14 protein-coding genes are annotated in these 20,269 nt (G+C 37.8%); 2 read left to right on the top strand and 12 right to left on the bottom strand.

Annotated features, from left to right (window positions below; all coding sequences use genetic code 11):
- Position 1: 1 nt before the first annotated feature.
- The 9 genes from QGT46_RS04575 to QGT46_RS04535 all read right to left on the bottom strand — a co-directional run bounded on the left by QGT46_RS04575 (position 2) and on the right by QGT46_RS04535 (position 15,870).
- Entirely contained in the window at positions 2–1,270 is a 1,269-nt protein-coding gene (locus QGT46_RS04575) for a hypothetical protein (protein WP_148458630.1), read from the bottom strand.
- The gene (locus tag QGT46_RS04570) at positions 1,263–2,075 is read right to left on the bottom strand and encodes a hypothetical protein (protein ID WP_148458631.1); all 813 of its coding nucleotides are present in this window, start codon (positions 2,073–2,075) and stop codon (positions 1,263–1,265) included. The genes QGT46_RS04575 and QGT46_RS04570 overlap by 8 nt, the downstream gene beginning before the upstream one ends.
- Positions 2,076–2,087: 12 nt before the next feature.
- Positions 2,088–2,858: a glycosyltransferase family 2 protein gene (locus QGT46_RS04565; RefSeq protein ID WP_148458632.1), complete on the bottom strand. Its 771-nt coding sequence runs from the start codon at positions 2,856–2,858 to the stop codon at positions 2,088–2,090.
- 7 nt (positions 2,859–2,865) lie between these two features.
- Positions 2,866–3,549 carry a sugar transferase gene (locus QGT46_RS04560; protein WP_148458633.1) on the bottom strand — a complete coding sequence of 228 codons (684 nt, stop codon included), beginning with the start codon at positions 3,547–3,549 and terminating at the stop codon, positions 2,866–2,868.
- Between the two features lie 26 nt (positions 3,550–3,575).
- Complete coding sequence (locus QGT46_RS04555; RefSeq protein ID WP_148458634.1) at positions 3,576–4,778, bottom strand: DegT/DnrJ/EryC1/StrS family aminotransferase; 1,203 nt, start codon at positions 4,776–4,778, stop codon at positions 3,576–3,578.
- A 959-nt stretch (positions 4,779–5,737) separates the two neighbouring features.
- Positions 5,738–8,539, bottom strand: a complete 2,802-nt coding sequence (locus tag QGT46_RS04550) for a YfhO family protein (protein ID WP_148458635.1) — start codon at positions 8,537–8,539, stop codon at positions 5,738–5,740.
- Positions 8,540–8,565: 26 nt separating this feature from the next.
- Positions 8,566–10,545: a S8 family serine peptidase gene (locus tag QGT46_RS04545; RefSeq protein WP_148458636.1), complete on the bottom strand. Its 1,980-nt coding sequence runs from the start codon at positions 10,543–10,545 to the stop codon at positions 8,566–8,568.
- Entirely contained in the window at positions 10,542–13,208 is a 2,667-nt protein-coding gene (locus QGT46_RS04540; RefSeq protein ID WP_148458637.1) for a YfhO family protein, read from the bottom strand. The genes QGT46_RS04545 and QGT46_RS04540 overlap by 4 nt, the downstream gene beginning before the upstream one ends.
- Positions 13,209–13,224: 16 nt before the next feature.
- Positions 13,225–15,870, bottom strand: a complete 2,646-nt coding sequence (locus QGT46_RS04535) for a YfhO family protein (RefSeq protein WP_148458638.1) — start codon at positions 15,868–15,870, stop codon at positions 13,225–13,227.
- A 196-nt stretch (positions 15,871–16,066) separates the two neighbouring features.
- On the opposite strand from QGT46_RS04535, the gene QGT46_RS04530 reads away from it, so the two are divergent.
- Together QGT46_RS04530 and QGT46_RS04525 are read left to right on the top strand one after the other, a co-directional pair.
- A complete protein-coding gene (locus QGT46_RS04530) occupies positions 16,067–16,492 on the top strand; it encodes a GtrA family protein (RefSeq protein ID WP_137329606.1) in 426 nt (141 codons plus the stop codon).
- A 4-nt stretch (positions 16,493–16,496) separates the two neighbouring features.
- Complete coding sequence (locus QGT46_RS04525) at positions 16,497–17,246, top strand: PIG-L family deacetylase (protein WP_148458639.1); 750 nt, start codon at positions 16,497–16,499, stop codon at positions 17,244–17,246.
- A 17-nt stretch (positions 17,247–17,263) separates the two neighbouring features.
- Here the strand turns inward: QGT46_RS04525 and QGT46_RS04520 are convergent, their stop codons facing one another.
- The 3 genes from QGT46_RS04520 to cdaA are packed head-to-tail and all read right to left on the bottom strand — an operon-like array spanning position 17,264 to position 20,232.
- Positions 17,264–18,190 carry a glycosyltransferase family 2 protein gene (locus QGT46_RS04520; protein ID WP_095142868.1) on the bottom strand — a complete coding sequence of 309 codons (927 nt, stop codon included), beginning with the start codon at positions 18,188–18,190 and terminating at the stop codon, positions 17,264–17,266.
- A gap of 10 nt (positions 18,191–18,200) precedes the next feature.
- A complete protein-coding gene (locus QGT46_RS04515) occupies positions 18,201–19,430 on the bottom strand; it encodes a YbbR-like domain-containing protein (RefSeq protein ID WP_148458640.1) in 1,230 nt (409 codons plus the stop codon).
- Complete coding sequence (gene cdaA, locus QGT46_RS04510) at positions 19,408–20,232, bottom strand: diadenylate cyclase CdaA (protein ID WP_051405177.1); 825 nt, start codon at positions 20,230–20,232, stop codon at positions 19,408–19,410. Before cdaA ends, QGT46_RS04515 begins: the two co-directional genes overlap by 23 nt.
- Between the last annotated feature and the right edge of the window lie 37 nt (positions 20,233–20,269).

The raw sequence follows: 20,269 nt of genomic DNA, 5'->3' as shown, positions 1-20,269 counted from the left end.
ATCAATCTACCTTTGTCATATTTAACGGCATCAAGCAAAGTGCCCTCGAACCAGTATGGCTTGAATCAAAACACAACCAGTTTGCGTCTGGACTTATACGAGGATGTAAATCACATGCCCAATGATGATAAACATCAGGTGATTGAAATTTTTTCGGTGATTTTACATCGACAAGCAACTCTACTTCATCAGTTTTTATATTAACCAAATAAATTTTACTTCTTCTACGTTTGTCAGGATAGGTATCCGTAACAAAATAATCTGTATCCGTAACATATGATTGATGTCCATCCGAATTCAAACTTGCACCAACTCTTTTTGCTGATTCCATTTTATAATCTGGAAATATATAATGTCCATCTTGTCCATCTACTTGGCAGTATGCCAAAATTCCATGTTTGTGATTCCAATCAAAATGTGATACCATACCAGTGGTACATGATACACGAATATCAGAACCATCTAATTTACAGGTAACTAACCTAGAGTATCTTTTATCAGGATTATCACCATACGTCCATCTATGCAAAAATGCAATTCTCGATCCATCTGGTGAAAACTGAGTGTGTGTGACAAAGTGATGTGCGCCATTCATCGTTTCATTCGGAATAATCTCAGATAATTCTCTTAACGAAACAATCAGTTTTTTTTCATTATTTTCAATATCACATAAATATAATCCCGTTTTATCTGAACTATTTTCTTCAAAGAAAGGTTCATCACTAAATAAATATCCATAGCCAGGCATATACCTATTTAACCGTTCATAGCTAAACGATGTTGCATACTTTCCATTTGAACTAATAGTGTCTATTGGGAAATCAACTACTATTATGTTTTTCTTCAAAAGCGAATATATTTTTGATACATAATGTTCATTCTCATAGTCATTAAAAATAAATTTATCGTTTGTTTCTCCAAGCCACTGTAATCTACATCCTTTATGGTAATTCCAAGCCTTTGTTTTGTCTACCACTGTAAACTCTGAAAAATTGCTATTCCAATAACCCACTTCTAACATTTCGTTTTCAACCGGCATATGAAGATCAACTAAAAGTTTATTTGCTAATATATATTTCTCATTTTGGGAAAACGGACTACAATCATGAAACCCAAAAAAGAATCCTTCCTTAACAACAGTTTGTTTTCTAAAAAAGTCTTCCTTATCTGGTAGCAAATCGAACATAGACTGATACGTGTTTCTAATTAAATTTTTTATTGCAGGATTTGACTTCACTAAGTCATACACAATTTTCTCTATTTTATTCATTGTAAAACTCCTTTATAATCATGTCTATCGATAGATAATTATATTTATAATACTCTTTGCTTTTCATTTTACCTGTACTAACATGATCCATATCTTCTACTATTAAATTATTATTATAATATACTTTTAAATGCATTTCATCTAACTTTTCAGCAATATATATTTCCTCTCCAAATAAAAAAACTGGATATTTTAAATCTTTAATAAATTGTCTTGCCGCATTAGTAAAAAGAATAAAAGAACCATGCGGTGCATAAATATATCCATTTGGATAATTTTGAATTTTATCCCTTCTTTTTTTATAAAAGATTTTTGTATACACTTGATTAATAATTGGATATTTGTACATTAATCTTAATATTTTTAATTTTTTTAGTTCATATCGATTAATGACTTTTGGATTTCTATCTATCCCTTCTGCTATAGAATATATTGATGGAGCTATACATCCTATATCTTCGGCAATAACTTCCTTTTTCAATTTCAAGAAAAAATCATTTTTTAATTTTAAATCTACATTTGATATAACAAAATAATTAAAATCATCCAATTCATTAATTAATTCATCTCTTAAATGCATTATACCACCAAAATATCCAAGATTTTGATTTGTAATATATTGTTTCACTGTTATTTGATTGTATTTAGATGTATCCAATTCTTTTACTTTTATTGAATTATCTGCAATACAAACTGTAATATCATCTGTTTTTTCCAGTACATTGGTTGCTAATTCTATTGAATCCAAATAAACATTTAATTCATCATATGAATTATAATTAACACAAAAAATAATAACTTTCATATTTTAATCACATCACTCTCTAATTATTTGCTCATATTTTTTTTTCTTTTGAATACCATATATCATATTCCAACACGCAAACCACATGGCTACCATTACTGGTTTTTTATCGCAATAGTGAAATAAATCATAATGACTTTTTAGTTTTTTAATCAGTTTATCATGTGAAATTGATTTCTTTCGAATACGATATTTTGCGAGATTCTCTTTCAACAAATAACAGTCAGCTTTTTTACATAATTTCAGAAGTATGGCGTAGTCATTATTTTTTTTGATATCCTTAATTTGTATCGTCCCCATAGCCTTCGCGCTGTACATGAATGTCAGACATCCCGGATATCCATAGTTATACATTTTTCTTTTTGTAACGATCTTTGGTCCTGTCACATATATATTTAAAGGATTTGACTCCTCATCAATTTTAACATAATCATGATATGAAAAAATTAAATTATGTTTCTTCATAAATAGGATTTGGTGCTCTAATTTTTTAGGCAACCATAAATCATCTGAATCCAAAAATGCAATCCACTCCCCATTCGCTTCTCGGAGAGCACGATTTCTAGTAATTGCAGCTCCGCTATTTTTTTCATTTTTAAAAAATTTAATTCTATCATCATTAAATTTTCTTACTACCTCATTTGTGTTATCTGTCGAACAATCATCTACTATTAAAAGTTCCCAGTTTGCATATGTCTGGTTTATAACAGACTCAATTGATTCCGCTATAAATCTTCCTGTATTCCACGAAGGCATGATAATTGATACTAATCCATCTATCATAATTGTTTCACCTCATAACCGCAAATACGGTTTTTATCATTGTCATTATTTCATTTACAAAACTAAATTTATTAATACTATCTAAATTATACTCCATTTTCCTTGGCAACACTTCCTTTACATATGTCTCATCAATATTATGAGTTGACTCAAGAAGTTTTTCTTCATCTTTATATTTAATACTTGCTTCTGAAGTTACCCCAGCTGGAAGAAGTAATGTTGCCATCATTTCAGGTGTATATCGTTTCACATATTTCGTGACCTCGGGTCTTGTGCCCACGTAGCTCATATCGCCGAGAAATATGTTAATCAGCTGCGGTAGTTCGTCTATTCGATACTTTCTGATTGCAGCCCCAACTTTGGTTACTCTCCTGTCTTTTTTTACAGTAACTTGTGAACCTAATTTGTCTGAATTTGCAACCATGGTTCTAAACTTAAAAATACGGAATTTTCTCCCATATTGTGTGATTCTTTCCTGCCGAAAGAATACCCCGCCTTTTGAGTCCATGACAATCGCTATTGATATGATTAACATCATAGGGGAGAGAAATATCAGCATAAAGACAGACATGACCACATCAAATATTCTCTTCAATGCAAGGCTAATTTTTTTCTTTTTCAGCTTTTCATAGTATGGTCTGACTGCTTCCGTCTGCATGTATTTAGGAAGATGTTCCCACTTCTTAAGCATAATATTTCTCCTTCTAATTACTATTTCTATAAATATTTTTTTACAATTTTTGAGTATTGCTCAATAATATAATCCACTTCTTCATCGGTCAGTTTTGTATGTAATGGCAATGTAACCTCATTAACAAAATGATCATAAGCATTCGGATAATCCATAATATCGAATCCGAGATTTTTGTAAGCCGTCATCATTGGAAGTGGTTTATAGTGAACATTACAAGCAATTCCTGCTTCCGCCATCTTTACAATAATTTCCTGTCTCTGTTCCAGTGTCGCACCTGAGATTCTTGTGATATATAAATGTCCCGAAGACTGGTGTTCTTCTGTATAGTGAGGAAGTACTTCAACACCTATCGGTTTAAATGCAGCGTCATAACGTGCAATAATGTTCTTACGTCGTTTCAACATTTCCGGATATCTCTCCATCTGTGCCATCCCAATGCCAGCAAGCACATCTGTCATATTGCATTTATACCAAGTACCGATAATATCGTATTCCCAAGCACCTAACTGTGTTTTTGCAAGCGCATCTTTTGACTGTCCATGAAGTGAAAGCAACTGATACTGATGGTAAATATCTTCATCATCAATTCCTGGAATAGACTTCCAAGTCACTGCTCCACCTTCTGCTGTTGTAAAATTCTTGACTGCATGGAAACTAAAGCTTGAAAAATCTGCAAAGCTTCCTGCAGGCTGTCCGTGCCATGTTGCTCCAAATGCATGAGCCGTGTCTGCCATAACAATAACTCTGCCAATTGCCTTTTGGATTTCATTCTCCGGATGGAATAAATGCTTCTTACTTTCGACTACTTCAAAAATCTTGTTATAGTCACATGGAATACCTCCAAGATCAACAGGAATGATAACCTTAGTATTCTCTGTAATGGCATCAGCCAGTTTATCGTAATCCATTTCCAACGAATCTATCTGAGTATCCACCATTACAAGTTTTGCGCCTACATGGCAAACTACAGACGCACTGGCTGTATATGTATAGGCGGTAGTGATGACTTCATCTGTACTTTTAATTCCAAGAAGATGTAAAGTCATTTCTGCACAAGCGGTCTGTGAACCAAGACATACTGCACGATCTACTTCACAGAATGTTGCTACCCGTCTTTCAAGTTCTTTTGTCTTAGGACCTGTTGTAATCCATCCAGACATCAATGCCTTTTTTACCTGTTCTGCTTCCATAACTCCTACATCTGGAGGTGAAAATGAAATTTTCATAATTTATTACTTCCTCTCAAAAAATATTTTTTATTTGGATAATACATTCTATTTAGATTGATATTTTATTTCTTTTTTATTCTTACTTATTTAGTAGTAAGCGTAATATACTCTTCGTCATGATAGTATATAATTTTATTTCAACTGTTAAAAAGCTCAAGCTCTTGCCTGTACTAGGCAACATAATCTTTTACCCATTTTGCTACTCATCAAGCATACAAACAACAGAATCTTCAATGCCTATAACCGTTTTCAATTTACAATTCATTTCATCCTAAATCTACCATTTATTGAATCTTCCATATTTATTGAAGCCTTATATAATATTTTTTCTCTAGAACGACAAAAAGCCTGCAATGACTGGTGTCATTCACAGGCTAATTGAATCCTATTATGATAATTTTTCGCTGATTTAGGATTAAGTCAAAAACAAGTTCCAAAGAAGCCATTCAATTACTGAAACAACAGTCCCCCTTAACTAATATAAAAAATTATCATAACGAGATCCAATTAAACCGCTGAGACCCTAGTAAAATCAAGGTTTTTCTCCTTTATCCTTATTATACCTCCAACACCATTTACTCTGTTCCATAGCTCTGACAACAATTCACCGTTCTCTTGTATCTGTCATTGCCCTAAATTTATATAAATAAAATATCGTAGAAAAAAGCTACTTGAATTAGCTTTTATATCATACCACATATTGACCAATTTGCAAACTTTGCACTAGCTTTGGAGAAGATTTACGATTTAAATACGTTAGCATCCTTATATGTCACAAATTATTATATTCCAAAGAAAAGATTTAAAATTATAATACTGTAGACAAAAAATCAGCTGTACAAAATGACATGGCAACCCATCAGTTGCCTATTGGAATTTAGAAAAATTTTTCGATAAAAACATGTAAAAGCATAAATGAATATATAACCGTAAATATTAAACTTTATTCTCTATTATTAAGTTTTGCATCGCTTTCTATAAAGACATCCCAAAACAAAGCAACCCAAAATGCAGGTAATTCCAGATATAAATAAACCAATTTTTAGTCCTGGAGTTTCGTATCGAAGCACTATCTGATGCTTTCCACTACTTAAATTAACCCCTATATATTGATCATTTATTTGTTCAATGGCTTTTTGCTCTCCATTTACCTCGACCTTCCAGCCTTTACTATAAGGTACTGAAAGACATAGCACTCCATTTTTCTTTAAATTAGCATCACCCGAAATCATATTGGTTCTCATTTTTATATTTTTTAGAGAATTATTCTGGAGTTTCTTCATATTTGATCGATAAAGGTCCATGTTTTGCAATGATACTTGAAGGTTATCAATCGAATACACCCCTGTCTTTTGAAAAGCTATTGTTAGCTCTAAATCTTTATCATTACTTTTATCACCGAAATTTAGTAAAAAATCTTCTTGTCCAAAGTAATAGTCGTTTTGTTCAGTTTTTAGATTTAAAACCTTGGTACAATTATTCGTTCGAATCGTTACATTACTATCTTTTGCTTCCTGCCAGAACTGGCTTTGCATTTTGATTTGGTTTTGTGTTATTTTACTCTCTTTTTTATAATGTTTTAACTTTCTTTTATTATAATTCTTGGATTGAAAATTCAGTCCCTTAATTTGCAGCTTAACTTGTCCCTGACCCTGATTTGGTAATTTCAATGTTATTTTAGAATTTTTGGCTGTTACATAAATTTTCCCTTTTTCATATCGAATATGCTTACCTTTTTTCAATTTAGAAAGGATCTGCTCATTATTAGCCAGTATCTGATCTGCACTCTTCATTGAATATTCCTCTATATTTTTTGGTAAAGTCTTCATTATTGCTGCCCCAGTTTGCGCCTGTTCCCTCTCATTCAAATTGAGGTCCAAATAATCTTCATACGAAAGCACATCCTGGTAAACATATCCTAAAGGTAAATAATACTGATTTTCACAGATCCACCCATTGATTTTCTGTCCAAATGCGTTCTTTGAATGATATCTTTTTAATTTTTTAAAACCATAAGGAATTTCTTTTTTTGAACGACTATCACTCACTGCAATATATTTTACCGATGCCAAGCTCAATAATGGTGCTCTGTTACCAAATCCTTTTAACTGAAATGCTTTCTTAATATCCTCATTTCCTAAATTGACAGAATAATCAAACATATTTTTGCTGGATAAACTATAAAAGCTTGTCGTCGAATTAGCATTTAATATTAACCCAAAATTTCCATTTCTTAGTTCATGTTCCTGTACTCTATATATATTCTTTTTGTCTAGATTGGCCATTTCCTTTTCTACTGAATCATTGAGAAATCTATAAACACTATTACTGTTCATGAATTCGCTAACATAATTATTTGCAGCAATTGAATAACATCCAAACGCAAGAGAGAAAGCTGAGACACAAGTTAGTATTAAAATACTAAGTTCTTTTTTTAGTTTACTTCCATTTAAACAACAAATACATCCGGCTACAATCAGTAGTACAATTGCACCTCTCATATTCTCCTGAGTCCTATTATAACGGATTAATACAACAAACAATCCAAAAATTATCGCACATAATTGAATGGCTCTTTTATCTTTTTCTTTTAAATTGAATAAAATGGGTACAATTTCAACAGTAATTAACGATGCCACAAACGCGTAACAAAATACCCAACGGTTTACCACATATGCAAAGCCATTGAAAATCAGACCTGCCGCTGGTATAAGCAGAAAAACTGTTAGCGTAAGAAAAATAAGTTTTAGCTTTCTTGAATTTTTTGTTCTGTTTCTGAACAATACTGCCAGACCTATTAAGGAAACTGCATTTAGCCCCACAATTGTCCAGTACCCAAACATATCTCCCTTCAAGAAATTTGTCACTGTATTTAGATAGTAATTCAGATTGTAATGTAAATAATTGATATGAGCAGATATATCCCCTCTTGAATTTCCTAAAAATGCAATGCATACTGGTAGAAGTATAAATGCAGATAATGCAATCGCAATTAAATACTGGCCAATAAATCTAATTAATAAAGAAAAGAATTCTTTTTTAGTTCTATTGATTTTTTGGAAACAAAACTTTATTAACGCATATAAAAATGCAAATATCGTGATCATATATAAAAAATAAAAATTGCTGATTGCAGTTAAGAAAATGCTGAAGATAAAAATACCATTTCCCTTTTTCTTAAACACTTTTTCAATTCCGATGAAAACTAATGGAAGATAAATCATAGGATTAATGAAAAAAGGGTGCCTCAAAGCCATCAATGCATAACCACAGAAAATATATGTCAGACTTCCTATCATCGTTTGGAATCTATCTTTACCTATCTCAAAACAATATGCTGAAAAAAGGCATCCCGCTAGGTATAATCTTAAAATTATTAATAAATTATAACAATATTCCATTTTATTTGGACTAAAGAATACAGCCAACAAATCTAATGGATCTCCAAAAGAATAATAATTTAATGAGGTTAAAATATCTGCTCCTAAACCAATTTTCAAGTCCCACATAGGTAGATCAAAAGATCCTGATAATAAATTATTCACAAATTCTCTTACATATTGGCTAAAATATATAAGAGCCGGAAAATGTTGATTCAACCCATCAAAACTCCAAATAAACGATTTCTTATTTATATAAAAACTACCGAAAACAAAACACAGCATTATAAAAAATATTAACGTGTAAGTAATCCAATAGTTCCGCCTTTTATGTTTTTCTTTAGTCAGATAATTTTCTAAATAACGCATTATTTTCATAATGTATCTCCTCTTAAACTAAGATATTAGAGTTTAATTTTTTTAACTTTCTCGTTTCCGCTTCGGTCTACCACATAAACCGTATAATACCTGCCCCGCTTCGCCTGGAAGCTGGCACTGCCTTTTTTATTCTTCAGCTTGCTTCCCTTTTTCCCTTGCTTAAAATAAGACGCAGATTTTTTTCCTTTTGCATATCTGAATTTTAATATCTTTTTGCTCTCGTCTGAGGCTTTTATCTTAACTTTTGCTTTTGAACGGCTCTTTTTATATACTTTGACTTTAAGCTTCGGCGGCTTCCCGGCAGTGATCTTTACGGTCCTCACTGTCTGGTTCCCTGCGCTGTCTCTGGCATAAACCGTATAATACCCGGTCTTTTTTACTTTGAGTGTCCCGTTTTTTACGTTATATCCCTTTTTCCCGTTGGAAAAGTAAGCGGAAGTCTTCTTTCCCGTTATGTATCTAACTGCAGCAACTGTTGTACTGCCTCTCTTTTTCGCACTGACTTTTGCCAGAGAATAATTCTTCTTCTGTGTTGTTTTAACTGTAATATATGGTGGATAGTAATTGGAATTCACAGTCTTTTCAGCATTCAAATATCCGCCGGACGCCACTTTTCCATTTAAGCTGCTGATTCTGGTTGCTCCGCGCTTCAACGCATTTTTCGCCATAGCAGGGGTTATTCCCGGGTACTTTGCGTAGATCAAAGCGGCCGTACCGGTAACCATAGGCGCTGCCATAGAGGTTCCGGTCTCAACGATCCCCCGTTCATTAACACCCAGGCTGAATATGTCCGTCCCCGGCGCTGCCAACAGAACACTTTTCTTTCCATAGTTTGAATAGGATTCTAAGTAACCTGTGTAATCAAGATTTGCAACCGATATCACGTTGCTGTAATTATAGCTGGCCGGATAAGCAGGATACCTGTCATTGTTGTTTCTCTCATTTCCCGCAGCGCAGATAAACAGCATATCTTTACTATCTTTTATCACATCCCTGAGCATCTTATCGTTCTGGTAGGATCCAAAGCTAAAATTACATATCTTGGCCCCCATCTTTTTGGCATATTTTATGCCCTTGATGACACTCAAGGTTGTTCCTTCTCCTTTTCTCCCGCCCAGAACCTTGATGGTCATAAGCTTTACATTGGTGCCCGATGCAATCCCCGCTATTCCATAGCCATTGTTGCGCACAGCGGCGATAGTCCCCGCTCCGTGGGTCCCATGGTCATCCTCATAATTATTGTAGCTATAAGCCCTGTTTGAATAGACTTTGTTATTGTTATTATAAAAATTCCAGCCATAAATATCGTCTTTGTAGCCGTTTTTATCACTGTCTTTCCCGTTTTTCTTTTCTTTCGGATTCTTCCACATAACGGACTTAAGGTCAGTACTGGTGTAGTCAACTCCGGTATCAATATTGGCCACAATGACCTTACTCGTATTTTTTTTGTTCAGCTGTTTCCAGAGATTCTTTACATTAATATCCAATCCCTTTTTCTGTGGAATCGTAACACCCTGTCCCCCACCCTGAGTGCGGACAAAGTCTGTAAGGTTTGTTCCATAGTTATAGAGCCCCCACTGTGCATAAAAGAAAGGATCGTTAACACCAGCCGTCTTCATGGCGCGCGCTCTCTCTGATACTCTGCCGTTCCCGTCTACCAGCCGATAGACATAGTTTGGCTGTATATATTCTACGTCATCATTTTTGTTCAGTTCTTTCACTGCGGCTGCCGTCTCTTTTTTCGTGTCTGCCTTTACCACCGCTACCGTCCCCGTTACCTGTTCGGCTTCTCCTGGTGTTTCCTCTATGATATTTTCCTTTTTTGTCTCGGATACACCGTCTTTGAATTTTACAATGACCTCTTTTGTCTTATATTCATTTGGGTCTGTCACTGATGCCGCGGTACTCTCAGAATTATCGGCCCGGACTGGCTTTGTCCCTGGCTGAATGAAAATAAGGCCCCCTGCAAGACAGATTGCAGTCAATGTACTTATGGCTCTTCTCATACTCTTTTCCTCTTCTTTCTGGATACTACAATATAAATTATCAAGATGATCCCTGCAGCTGTACTGACAGCAACCCCCGGGATCAGCCACGGAGTTGTGTAATTTAACGTGATCTTGTGTTCACCCGGCGTAAGGACTAACCCCATATACATACCGTTGGTTTTTAATATTTTGGTCTTCCTGCCGTCTACTTTCGCTGACCATCCCTTAGAATATGCCACCGGAATACACAACAATTTTGTTTTCCTGGTCTTGATCTCCCCTGAAAATACATTGTCTTGATAGGTAATATTCTGAAGTGAATTCTGCTCTCTGTTTTTCAGCTCTTTCTGCATCTTTTCAGGATTTACAGAGATCAGAGAGATGGACTCTACACTGTATGTTCCGGAGCTTAAAAAATTCACTTCAAAGTCCCCGTCACCGGTAATTCTCATTAGATAATCATGGCGTCCGAAATAGTAGGAACTCATCTTATCCTGAATATAAATATGCTGTTCCTTTGAGCCGTCCATGACATCGATCCCTTTGTTGCCTTTTTTCCCTTTTAAGGCAATATCTGAGATGTTGGATTTGTTTTTTGTCAAAGGGCTGTACCGGAGATTCTTAATATAGATGTAATTCTCCTTTTGGGAATTCAGTTTGACACGATACTTTTTGGTCTTTCCTCCCTTATTGACCGACAGGCTTTGTCTGCCGGAAAGTCGTTTCTCTCCAACATGTACAGAAGAACGTTCCTGCTTCTTAAGGCCTTCTACACCCTCATTCAGAACCGCCGACTTGATCATCGCCTGCTCACGTTCTGCCCCGTTCATGGAGTCGTACTCCTTTTGGCTCATCCATGAATCATACGTATACCCAAACGGAAGGGCATATGGGTTTTCATAGAGCCTGACCCCATCTGTCTCATGGAGCAGACGGCAGCCCTTCAGGTTTTCATTTTCAGGCACCATAATATATTTGACCGAGGCAAGGCTTAACAGCCCCTGTCTCAGATCCACACCATGATACTTGTCAGCATACTGCATGCCCAACGTTTCATAGCTGCGCACTGTCTCCATTGTCTCCTTTGGGATAATACTATAGTAAGCGCTGACTGTATTCAATTCGTCCAGAACACCATAATTGTGGAACCTCTGAGTTTCATTGTGGACTCTGACCATCTGACCTGCAGCCTGCTTTTTCAGCTGTTTATTTTCATCAGAAGAAAGCAGTTTCAAGGCTTCTCCATGGTTTAAAAACTCACTGATATAATTTCTTCCGCCGTCACCGAAACGGTAAAATCCATGGACCCCGATGCTGATCACAATCAGCACTGAGATAACAATTTTGGTAGCTATATTCTTACTGTCCATGTTTTTCCACTGAAAAAACAGTAACACCAGGTAAAACAAAAAGAGAAAAATACCGGCTATATAGGCTCCATCATTTTTAAACACATCCGGCTTGCTCAGCTCAGCCACTCTGATGATCAGATTATAAATAGAGATGCCGATCAGGATCCCCATGATCTGGCGCTTGGACATATGAAAAAGTCTCGGATACATCTCTGCCACAAGCAGTGCAATGATGAACGTAAAGACAAAACTCCAACGGTTTGTGACGTAGGAAAAACCGTTAAAGATAAATCCGAACACTGGAAGTGCCAGGAATATGATACAGCCCAAAAAGGCCAGTTTGTATTTTTTATGTTTCATTCGGCGGGAATACATCAAGAACAGAACAACGATGCCTGCAATAGGAATAAAACCTACATTGGTCGACTGTCCGCTGTTTCCATATCCCACAAAATTCTCCAGGAATAAAATATAATACTTGAACGGATAGGCGATTAGATTGTGGACCTGTCCACCTCCACGTCCGTTTCCTAAAAAGCCATAGACAGCAGGCAGAAGAATCACTGCTGAAAGAGCCACTCCCAGAATATAATATCCTGCGAATCCCCTGAGCAACACGAGAAAGTTTTTAAGCCTGTCCTCGGCATAGTATTGATAAAACCGGATCAGCGCATAGATGACTGTAAAAATCGTCAGCATATATAAGAAATAAAAGTTACTCATCGATGCCACCGCAGTGACTGCGATAAACAGGTAAGGACGTTCTTTTTTATAGATCTTTTCAACGCCCAGGCACAGCAGTGGAAAATAAATCATCGGATTAATAAAAAATGGATGCCTGAGTCCTGAACGGAAAATAAAACCGCAGAACACATACACAAGAGCCCCCATCACAGAGGCAAAATTATTTTTGTTCATCTTTCTGCAATATAACATAAAGGCTGTTCCCGCTAAAAACATCCGCAGAAGGATCATAAAATTATACATAACTTCCGTATGTTTCATCGGCACGAAGATATACAGAAGATTCAGCGGATCACCGATGGCATAATAATTTAACGTGGATAAAATATCCCCTCCGTAGCCAAGATTCATATTCCACATAGGAAGTGACGAATGCCCTGAGAAAATGCTTTTCACTGCTTCCCGCAGATAATGACCCCAATAAGCCAGAGACTCAAAATGCTGAGTCAGTCCGTCTTCCACGCCTGCGGCCCAGATAAACGATTTTCCTTCTGCGATAAACGGATAAAAAGCCGCAAAACACATTACAATAAATAATATGAAATATAGCAAATAATATTTCTTTGTACTCCTTTGTGATGTCATATCTCTGTCGCTCCTTTTAGAATCTTCTTCGTTTCCTCAAAACCAAAAGCAGGCCAAGGGTAAGTATACTGACAGCCGCACCGGGTACAAGTCCCGGCGTCCGGTAAGTCATCTGGATCTTATGTTCTCCCGGTGTCAGCAGCCAGCCCATATACATGCCATTTACTTTTTTGATCTTCAAATCCCTTCCGTTATCCTGGGCCTTCCATCCGCTGGAATAGGGGATGGGGATGCAAAGCATCCTGTTTTCCTTCACAGAAATTTTTCCTGAGAAGTCATTATCCTTATATGAAATCTCCTTCATGACACTATTGTCTTTCAGACGAATCAGCTGATGCAGAGTTTTGTCCTGGCTGACAGCCAAAATCTTCAAGTTATCTACTTTATATTTCCCGCGTTTATTAAAAATAATACTGAGAGTCTTGTCCTTCAGCCTTCCAAGATGCAGTATATAGTCTTTTCTTCCAAAAGAATAACTGCTTCCTTTCTGCTGGATCCTGAGTTTCTGTCTCCAGCCCTGGCCTGACAATGTTATAAAATATGTATTTTTTCCTTTTCTGTTGTTCTCATATTCCAATCCCTTTATATAGAGATAATTATCCTTTCCCGGTACCATATGAATTGGAAGCTGGTACATCTGATGCCCTTTTTTAATCTTTATCGATTTTTTCTCTAATGAGACATTTCGCTCTGTGATTGAAAACTGCGGATCTCCTCTGCGGATGCCCTGCTCCTTTTCGTCCAGCACAGCACTCTGAAGCATTGCCTGCTCTCTCTCAATCCCGTTCAGCTCCTTGTATTCATCCGCTGTAATATAAGAGTCATAGGAATATCCAAATGGAAGAGCATATCTGTTTTTTAAGAGCAGCCTGCCGTTTTTTATAGATATTGGATCAAAGCCTTTCTTTTTCCATGCTTTTGACGCATTTTTGCTATATTTTACAGAAATATATTTGACTCCATTCAGACCATACAGTCCAGTCCTGTGGTCCAGTCCCTTGAACTTAAATAAATACGTCAGATTTAATGTCTGAAAGCTTTCTACTGTCTTCCCTACATTTCCGTTTGTAACGCTGTAGTAGTTATTTACTGTATTTAAATCAGCAGCCTGTCCGTAGTTGTGATTCAGGCTCTGATTGGTATTCACACGGAAAACGCCAGAATCTCCTGTACTTTTTAAACCCTTCGCTGAGTCATCCACCAGCGATTCATATCCCGTTCCGCTGTCTAAGAAGTCTTTGGTGTACTTTCCTTTCTTAGGCCCGAACCGATAATAAGAATGTATTCCCAAGCTGCCGATGATCAACAAAGCTATCATCACAGAACTGATCACGCTTTGATATGCCGCTCCTGTCTTCTGGATCAGGCAGATACATAAAAAACTGCCTGCCAATGCTATGATAGCACTGTTAGAACCATATGTATAGAACCCGCCTCCAACAAATTTTTGAGCAAACACACTATAAACAGCCAACAGGCCAATCACAGCGGCAACCAGCCATTTTTCTCTGTTCGTCATTGAAAACAGCTTCGGATACATTTCTACAAAAATCAATGCGACAATAAATCCTATGACAAATGTCCAGCGGTTTGTCACATATGCAAACCCATTCAAACCATAACCAAACACTTTGACACAGAGAAAGATCAGTGCCAGTCCAAATGCAGCTTTGAATGGTGTATATTTTCTGTCTTCATTCTTTGCCGCAAACAGGAGAAGAACGGCTAATCCTGCCACAGGAACAAAACTTAAAGAAACCGAATTTCCTGAATTTCCAAAACCAACGAAATTCAGCATTACACGGCTGTAATACCGCAGTGGGTAGAATAATCCCACCGATATATTCTCGCTGCTCCGTCCGTTTCCAAGAAATCCTATGACTGCCGGCAACAAAATAACTGCGGAGAGTCCCAGTCCCAAAAAATAATAGCCGGAGAATCTTCCCACTGTCCGTATAAAAGTCATAACATAATTTTCCCGGACATAGGAAAAAAAGCGGATCAATGCATATAAAAATGTAAATACAGTGAGCATATAAAGAAAATAATAGTTGCTCATAGCCGAAATACATACAGAGAATATAAACACATACGGTTTCTCTTTTTGAAATATCTTTTCAGCGCCAATCAAAAGAAGCGGTAAATAGATCAGCGGGTTCAGGAAAAATGGATGCCTTATGCCTGCCCACAGTGTAAATCCTGTAAACACATAGATCAGAGAACCAAATACAGTTGCCCTGTGCCCCTTCTTCATATATAAACAATAGGACATAAAGGAAAGACCTGCCAGGTACATTCTGAAAATGATCATAAAATTATACAAATACTCTGTATTCTCTTTAGAAACAAGTGCATATACAAGATTCAGCGGGTCCCCTATAGCATAATAGTTTAATGTAGATAATATATCTGCGCCGTATCCAAGACTCATATCCCACATAGGGAGCGAGGGATGTCCTGCAAAAAGATTCGAAAAAAAGCTCCGCAAATACTCGCCCCAGTAAGCCAGAGAATTTAAATGCTGACTTAGTCCGTCTCCCGCCATAGAGATCCAGACCAGAGATTTCCCGCTCTGATACATAGGGTAAAACACAATACAGGACAGGACCGCAAACAATCCCGTATAGATCAATCCACTTTTTAATTTTTTGTTCTCTCTCATAAATCATACCACCTATCCAAAAAATGCCACGAAACTAAAGTATTCGTTTATTATACCATAAGTCGGTAATAATTTAAGGCATTTCTAGTCATGTCTCTGGATTGTAAGAAAATCTTCACATTCTTGCAAACTTTTATCAGAGGTTTTATACTATAATAAATTTTAAACATATAATATATAAGAAAAGGATACTATCATGATGAATTTAATTAAAAAACTTTGGTATAATCAAGGGCTCCGCTATCTTTTTTTCGGCGGTTGCACTACCCTTGTAAACCTGGTGATATTTAATGTACTTGTTTATACGTTCCATATCAATTATACCATCAGTAATATTATTTCTGTCATTGCGGCAATTCTCTTTGCCTATGTGGTCAATAAGCTTTTTGTCTTCTCTTCCAGCTGCAGCTCCTGGAAAGAAGTATTTTTAGAATTTTACAGGTTTGTGCTGGGCCGTTTATCTACTATGGTCATTGAAGTCGGCGGCGTCTATGTCCTTGTACAGTTTATTGGACAGGCCAAATGGCTGGCCAAACTGGAAACACAGGTGATCGTGGTGATCGTAAACTACTTTATCAGTAAATTTTTAGTTTTTAAACATACACAGCCAGAAAGAGATTAACATTATGAAATTAGATAAAGCACAAAAGATAATGCTTGCACTGACTCTAGTCTTTGCCCTGTGTCTGGGAGTCATCGGCTCTTCATTTCCCGTCAAGGAAGATGCCACACCCCAGTACCTTGACACCTTAGATCTTAGAGGTATCGACAACATTATGATCGTGGCACATCCTGACGATGAGTCTCTATGGGGAGGAGCGCACCTGGCAAAGGACCGGTACCTTGTTGTATGTCTCACCAATGCCAATACATATCATCTCACCAGATACAAAGAATTTAAATACGCTATGAATGTAGCCGGTTCTCCCAGCATCATGCTGAATTATCCGGACTATGTAAACAGAAAACGGGTTTCATGGAAACCATACAAAAACAGGATTGAAAAAAACATCCGCACCCTTTTAAGATACAAAAAATGGAAGGTCATCGCCACCCATAATCCGGAAGGTGAATATGGCCACCCTCATCATATTGGCACTTCAAACATTGTCACATCCGCCGCGAAGAAAGAACATGATTTTGATCACTTATACTATTTCGGTAAGTATTACCGCCAGCTGCCTCCAGAGAGGCCCATCGGTCCCCCGGAAGACCCGAAATATATGAAGATCAAAAAAAAGATGTTCCCATTCTACAACCGGGAACGCCGTACAATCTGGAAACACAGACAGATGCACTACTTTGAAAATTGGGTAAAGGCTTCAGACTGGAACGAAGGAACAAAAAGCAAAACAGCGGAAGGAAATCAGCCTTGATTTCTTTCCGCTGTTTTTTATTTCTTCTGTTTTGTGATCTCCGAAATAATGTATCTCGGCCTCATTTTAACTTCCTCATATATTTTAGACAGATAATATCCGATCACTCCTAAACTGAACATCAAGATACTGCCAATGATCAACAAGAGCAGGATCACTGTGGTAAAGCCTGCCACTGCCTTTCCGCTGAAATATAGGTAGAGTGACTGTACCGCCAAAACAACTGCAAATAAAAAGAAGATGACGCCACAGAATGTAACAACCTGCATAGGTACTGCACTGAAAGACGTAATATTATTGATCGCATATCTGAAAAGTGACTTCATAGACCATTTTGATTCTCCGGCTTCCCTCTCTTGTACGTGGAATTCTACATAAGTAGTCTTAAAGCCCACCCAGGAGGACAGAGCACGGAAAAATACATTCCGTTCTGGCAGCTTAAGAAATTCGTCCACAGCAGTCCGGTCCAGAAGTTTAAAGTCCGATGCTCTTGACATATCCACACCTGTGGCATTGCTGATAATCTTATAAAATGTCTTGGCAAAAAACTTGTGGATCATCCCTTCTTTTCCTCTGGATGCCTTTACTCCCTCGATCACCTGATAACCCTGCTCCCAGAGCCTGTACATAGTCACCAGAGTCTCAGGAGGATGCTGGAGATCGCAGTCCATGACTGCCACACAATCTCCAGAGGCATTGGCGATCCCTGCAAACACAGCTCCTTCTTTTCCAAAATTCCTGGAAAAGCAGACTCCTTTTATGTTTGGATTCTCCTCAGATACTTTAACAATCTTTTCCCATGTCAGGTCCTTAGACCCGTCATTGACAAACACCAGTTCATAACTTATGTTTTCTTCTTCCATAAGCTCTGGTATGATCCTGGCCGTCTTTTCTATCATTTGTTCTTCATTGTAAGCCGGAAGAACGATTGACATTGTCTTCATAAATAGGCTCCTATTCTGATACTGTAATCTTCACCTGGACATTTCCGATAATATCCATATTCTTTACTTCTTTGAGCTGTACCTGCACCGTGTGTGTTCCGGTCTCATAGACAGACACATCAATCTTTGGATTCAAATCCTTAGCTGTCAGTTCATCCACAACTGATTTTAATCCTGTAACCTTGATCGGCACTTCAGATTGGTCAAACTCTATATGATAGTTATTCTTATTGTTGATCAGCTGAATCTGGTCCGTACAAAGAGTGATCGTGCGCTTTTTATTCTTCTCAATATTTGCCTTGACTACAATATCCTCGATCTTGCTTGTATCCTTTACAAACGTAATTCCCTCCGGAAGCTTGATATCTTCTGCTTTGATGGTTTTTTCGATACTCTTGGTACTGCTGCTGATATCAATGGTGGACAAAGCGATCTCGTCCACCTCATCCAGAACGTCCTTTTCTCCGGTGATCTCGATCTCTTCCGGAGAGTAGTCGATACTTCCCAGAGCATATCCCTTTGCAGGAGTTCCTTTTGTCTTTACTACGATCGGTACAGTCTTGGTCCTGCTAAACTTGATCCTTACTTTGACTTCGTCGTCATCCAGTTTCAGCCTGGACTGGTCTACTTGCTCTCCTTCACTATCATAGCAGACAACTTTATGAGTGATGGATACGTCTCTCTTTAGTCCAGAAACATCTACAATTACTTTGATGGCTTTCACCTGCTTAACCACACTCTTAGGACCGGAAATAGAAATCAGGTTCGGTGCCGCAGTCCTGCTGCCCACCGCATATCCCGATGCCGGTTTTCCTGTTGTCTCCACTGTCACCGGCACCTGTACTCTGCGCAGGTCTTCCAGTTTTACTTTGACACTCTGGTTATTTCCTGATACAATCTCCAGCTGGTCAGCAAACTTCAGCGGTACGATCTTGATCGGGATGGAATTTACCTTAGACATGGAGGACACATCTGCGGTTGCCCTGAAATCACTTTTTTTCAATTTGTCAAGAACTGTCTTTTTCCCTTTTACCGTAAAGCTCACGGTTGAGCCCTCTGTGATCTTATACGTCCGGTTCAGCTCATCCAGTACCTGCTCATTGAGCATATCCACAGGGATATTTGAAAAAGACTTGGTTATCACCGGATCTTCTGTGTTGATGACAAACAGCCAAAGCAGGATGGCAAGGACAAGAGAAAATATTTTTAAGACAAGATCATTTCCTAATTTTTCTTTCATTGCGGTTCAATCCTTTCCAAAGCCTGAATTTCCTTCCGTCGCTATAATCGTTCTTCACCACAGCCAGCCGGTCTCTCAGCTGCTGCGGAGTCAATCCTCTGTAAATCCTGCCGCCCTGTGCAATGGAAATACCTCCCGTTTCTTCTGAGACAACAATCGTCACACTATCAGAGACTTCACTGATCCCCACTGCCGCCCTGTGCCTGGTTCCCAGTTCCTTTTCAATCTCCAGGCTGTCGCTCAGAGGCAGATAGCAGGTAGCTGACACAATGCGGTTATTTCTCACGATCACTGCCCCATCGTGAAGCGGGGTATTGTGTTCAAAAATATTGATCAGCAGCTGACTGCTCATCTTGGCGTCAACAGGAATTCCTGTCCGCTCAAATTCACCCAGAGGGACTTCACGTTCCATCACGATCAGTGCACCGGTCTTGACCTTCGACATCTCAATGGTAGCCCTAACGATCTCCTGAAGAGTCCGGTCTGTATATCCCACCTTCTCATCCCGGCTTTCGTCGGATGAAAACAGATTTACAATAGGATTCTTCCTGCCCAGCTGCTCCAGGGCATTCCTGAGTTCCGGCTGAAACACAATGATCGCCGCAGTGACACCCACACCCATGGTATTATTGATCAGCCAGGATATTGTGTGCAGCTGACATACATAAGCTGCCATAGCTACAAAAACAAGCAGCATAATGCCTTTCAGAAGGGTCCAGGCTCTGGTATTCTTGATCCATTTGGCGATTTCATAGATCAACACGCTGACGATCAGGATATCCAGGATATCCGTGATTGACATCTGGGGAATGGATAACCAATATAAATATTTTTCGATG

It is taken from the genome of Anaerostipes faecis, assembly GCF_910574135.1.
Classification (GTDB): Bacteria; Bacillota; Clostridia; order Lachnospirales; family Lachnospiraceae; genus Anaerostipes; species Anaerostipes hominis.
The sequence above is the reverse complement of the archived record's forward strand: the minus strand, read 5'-3'. Positions and strand labels throughout refer to the sequence as shown.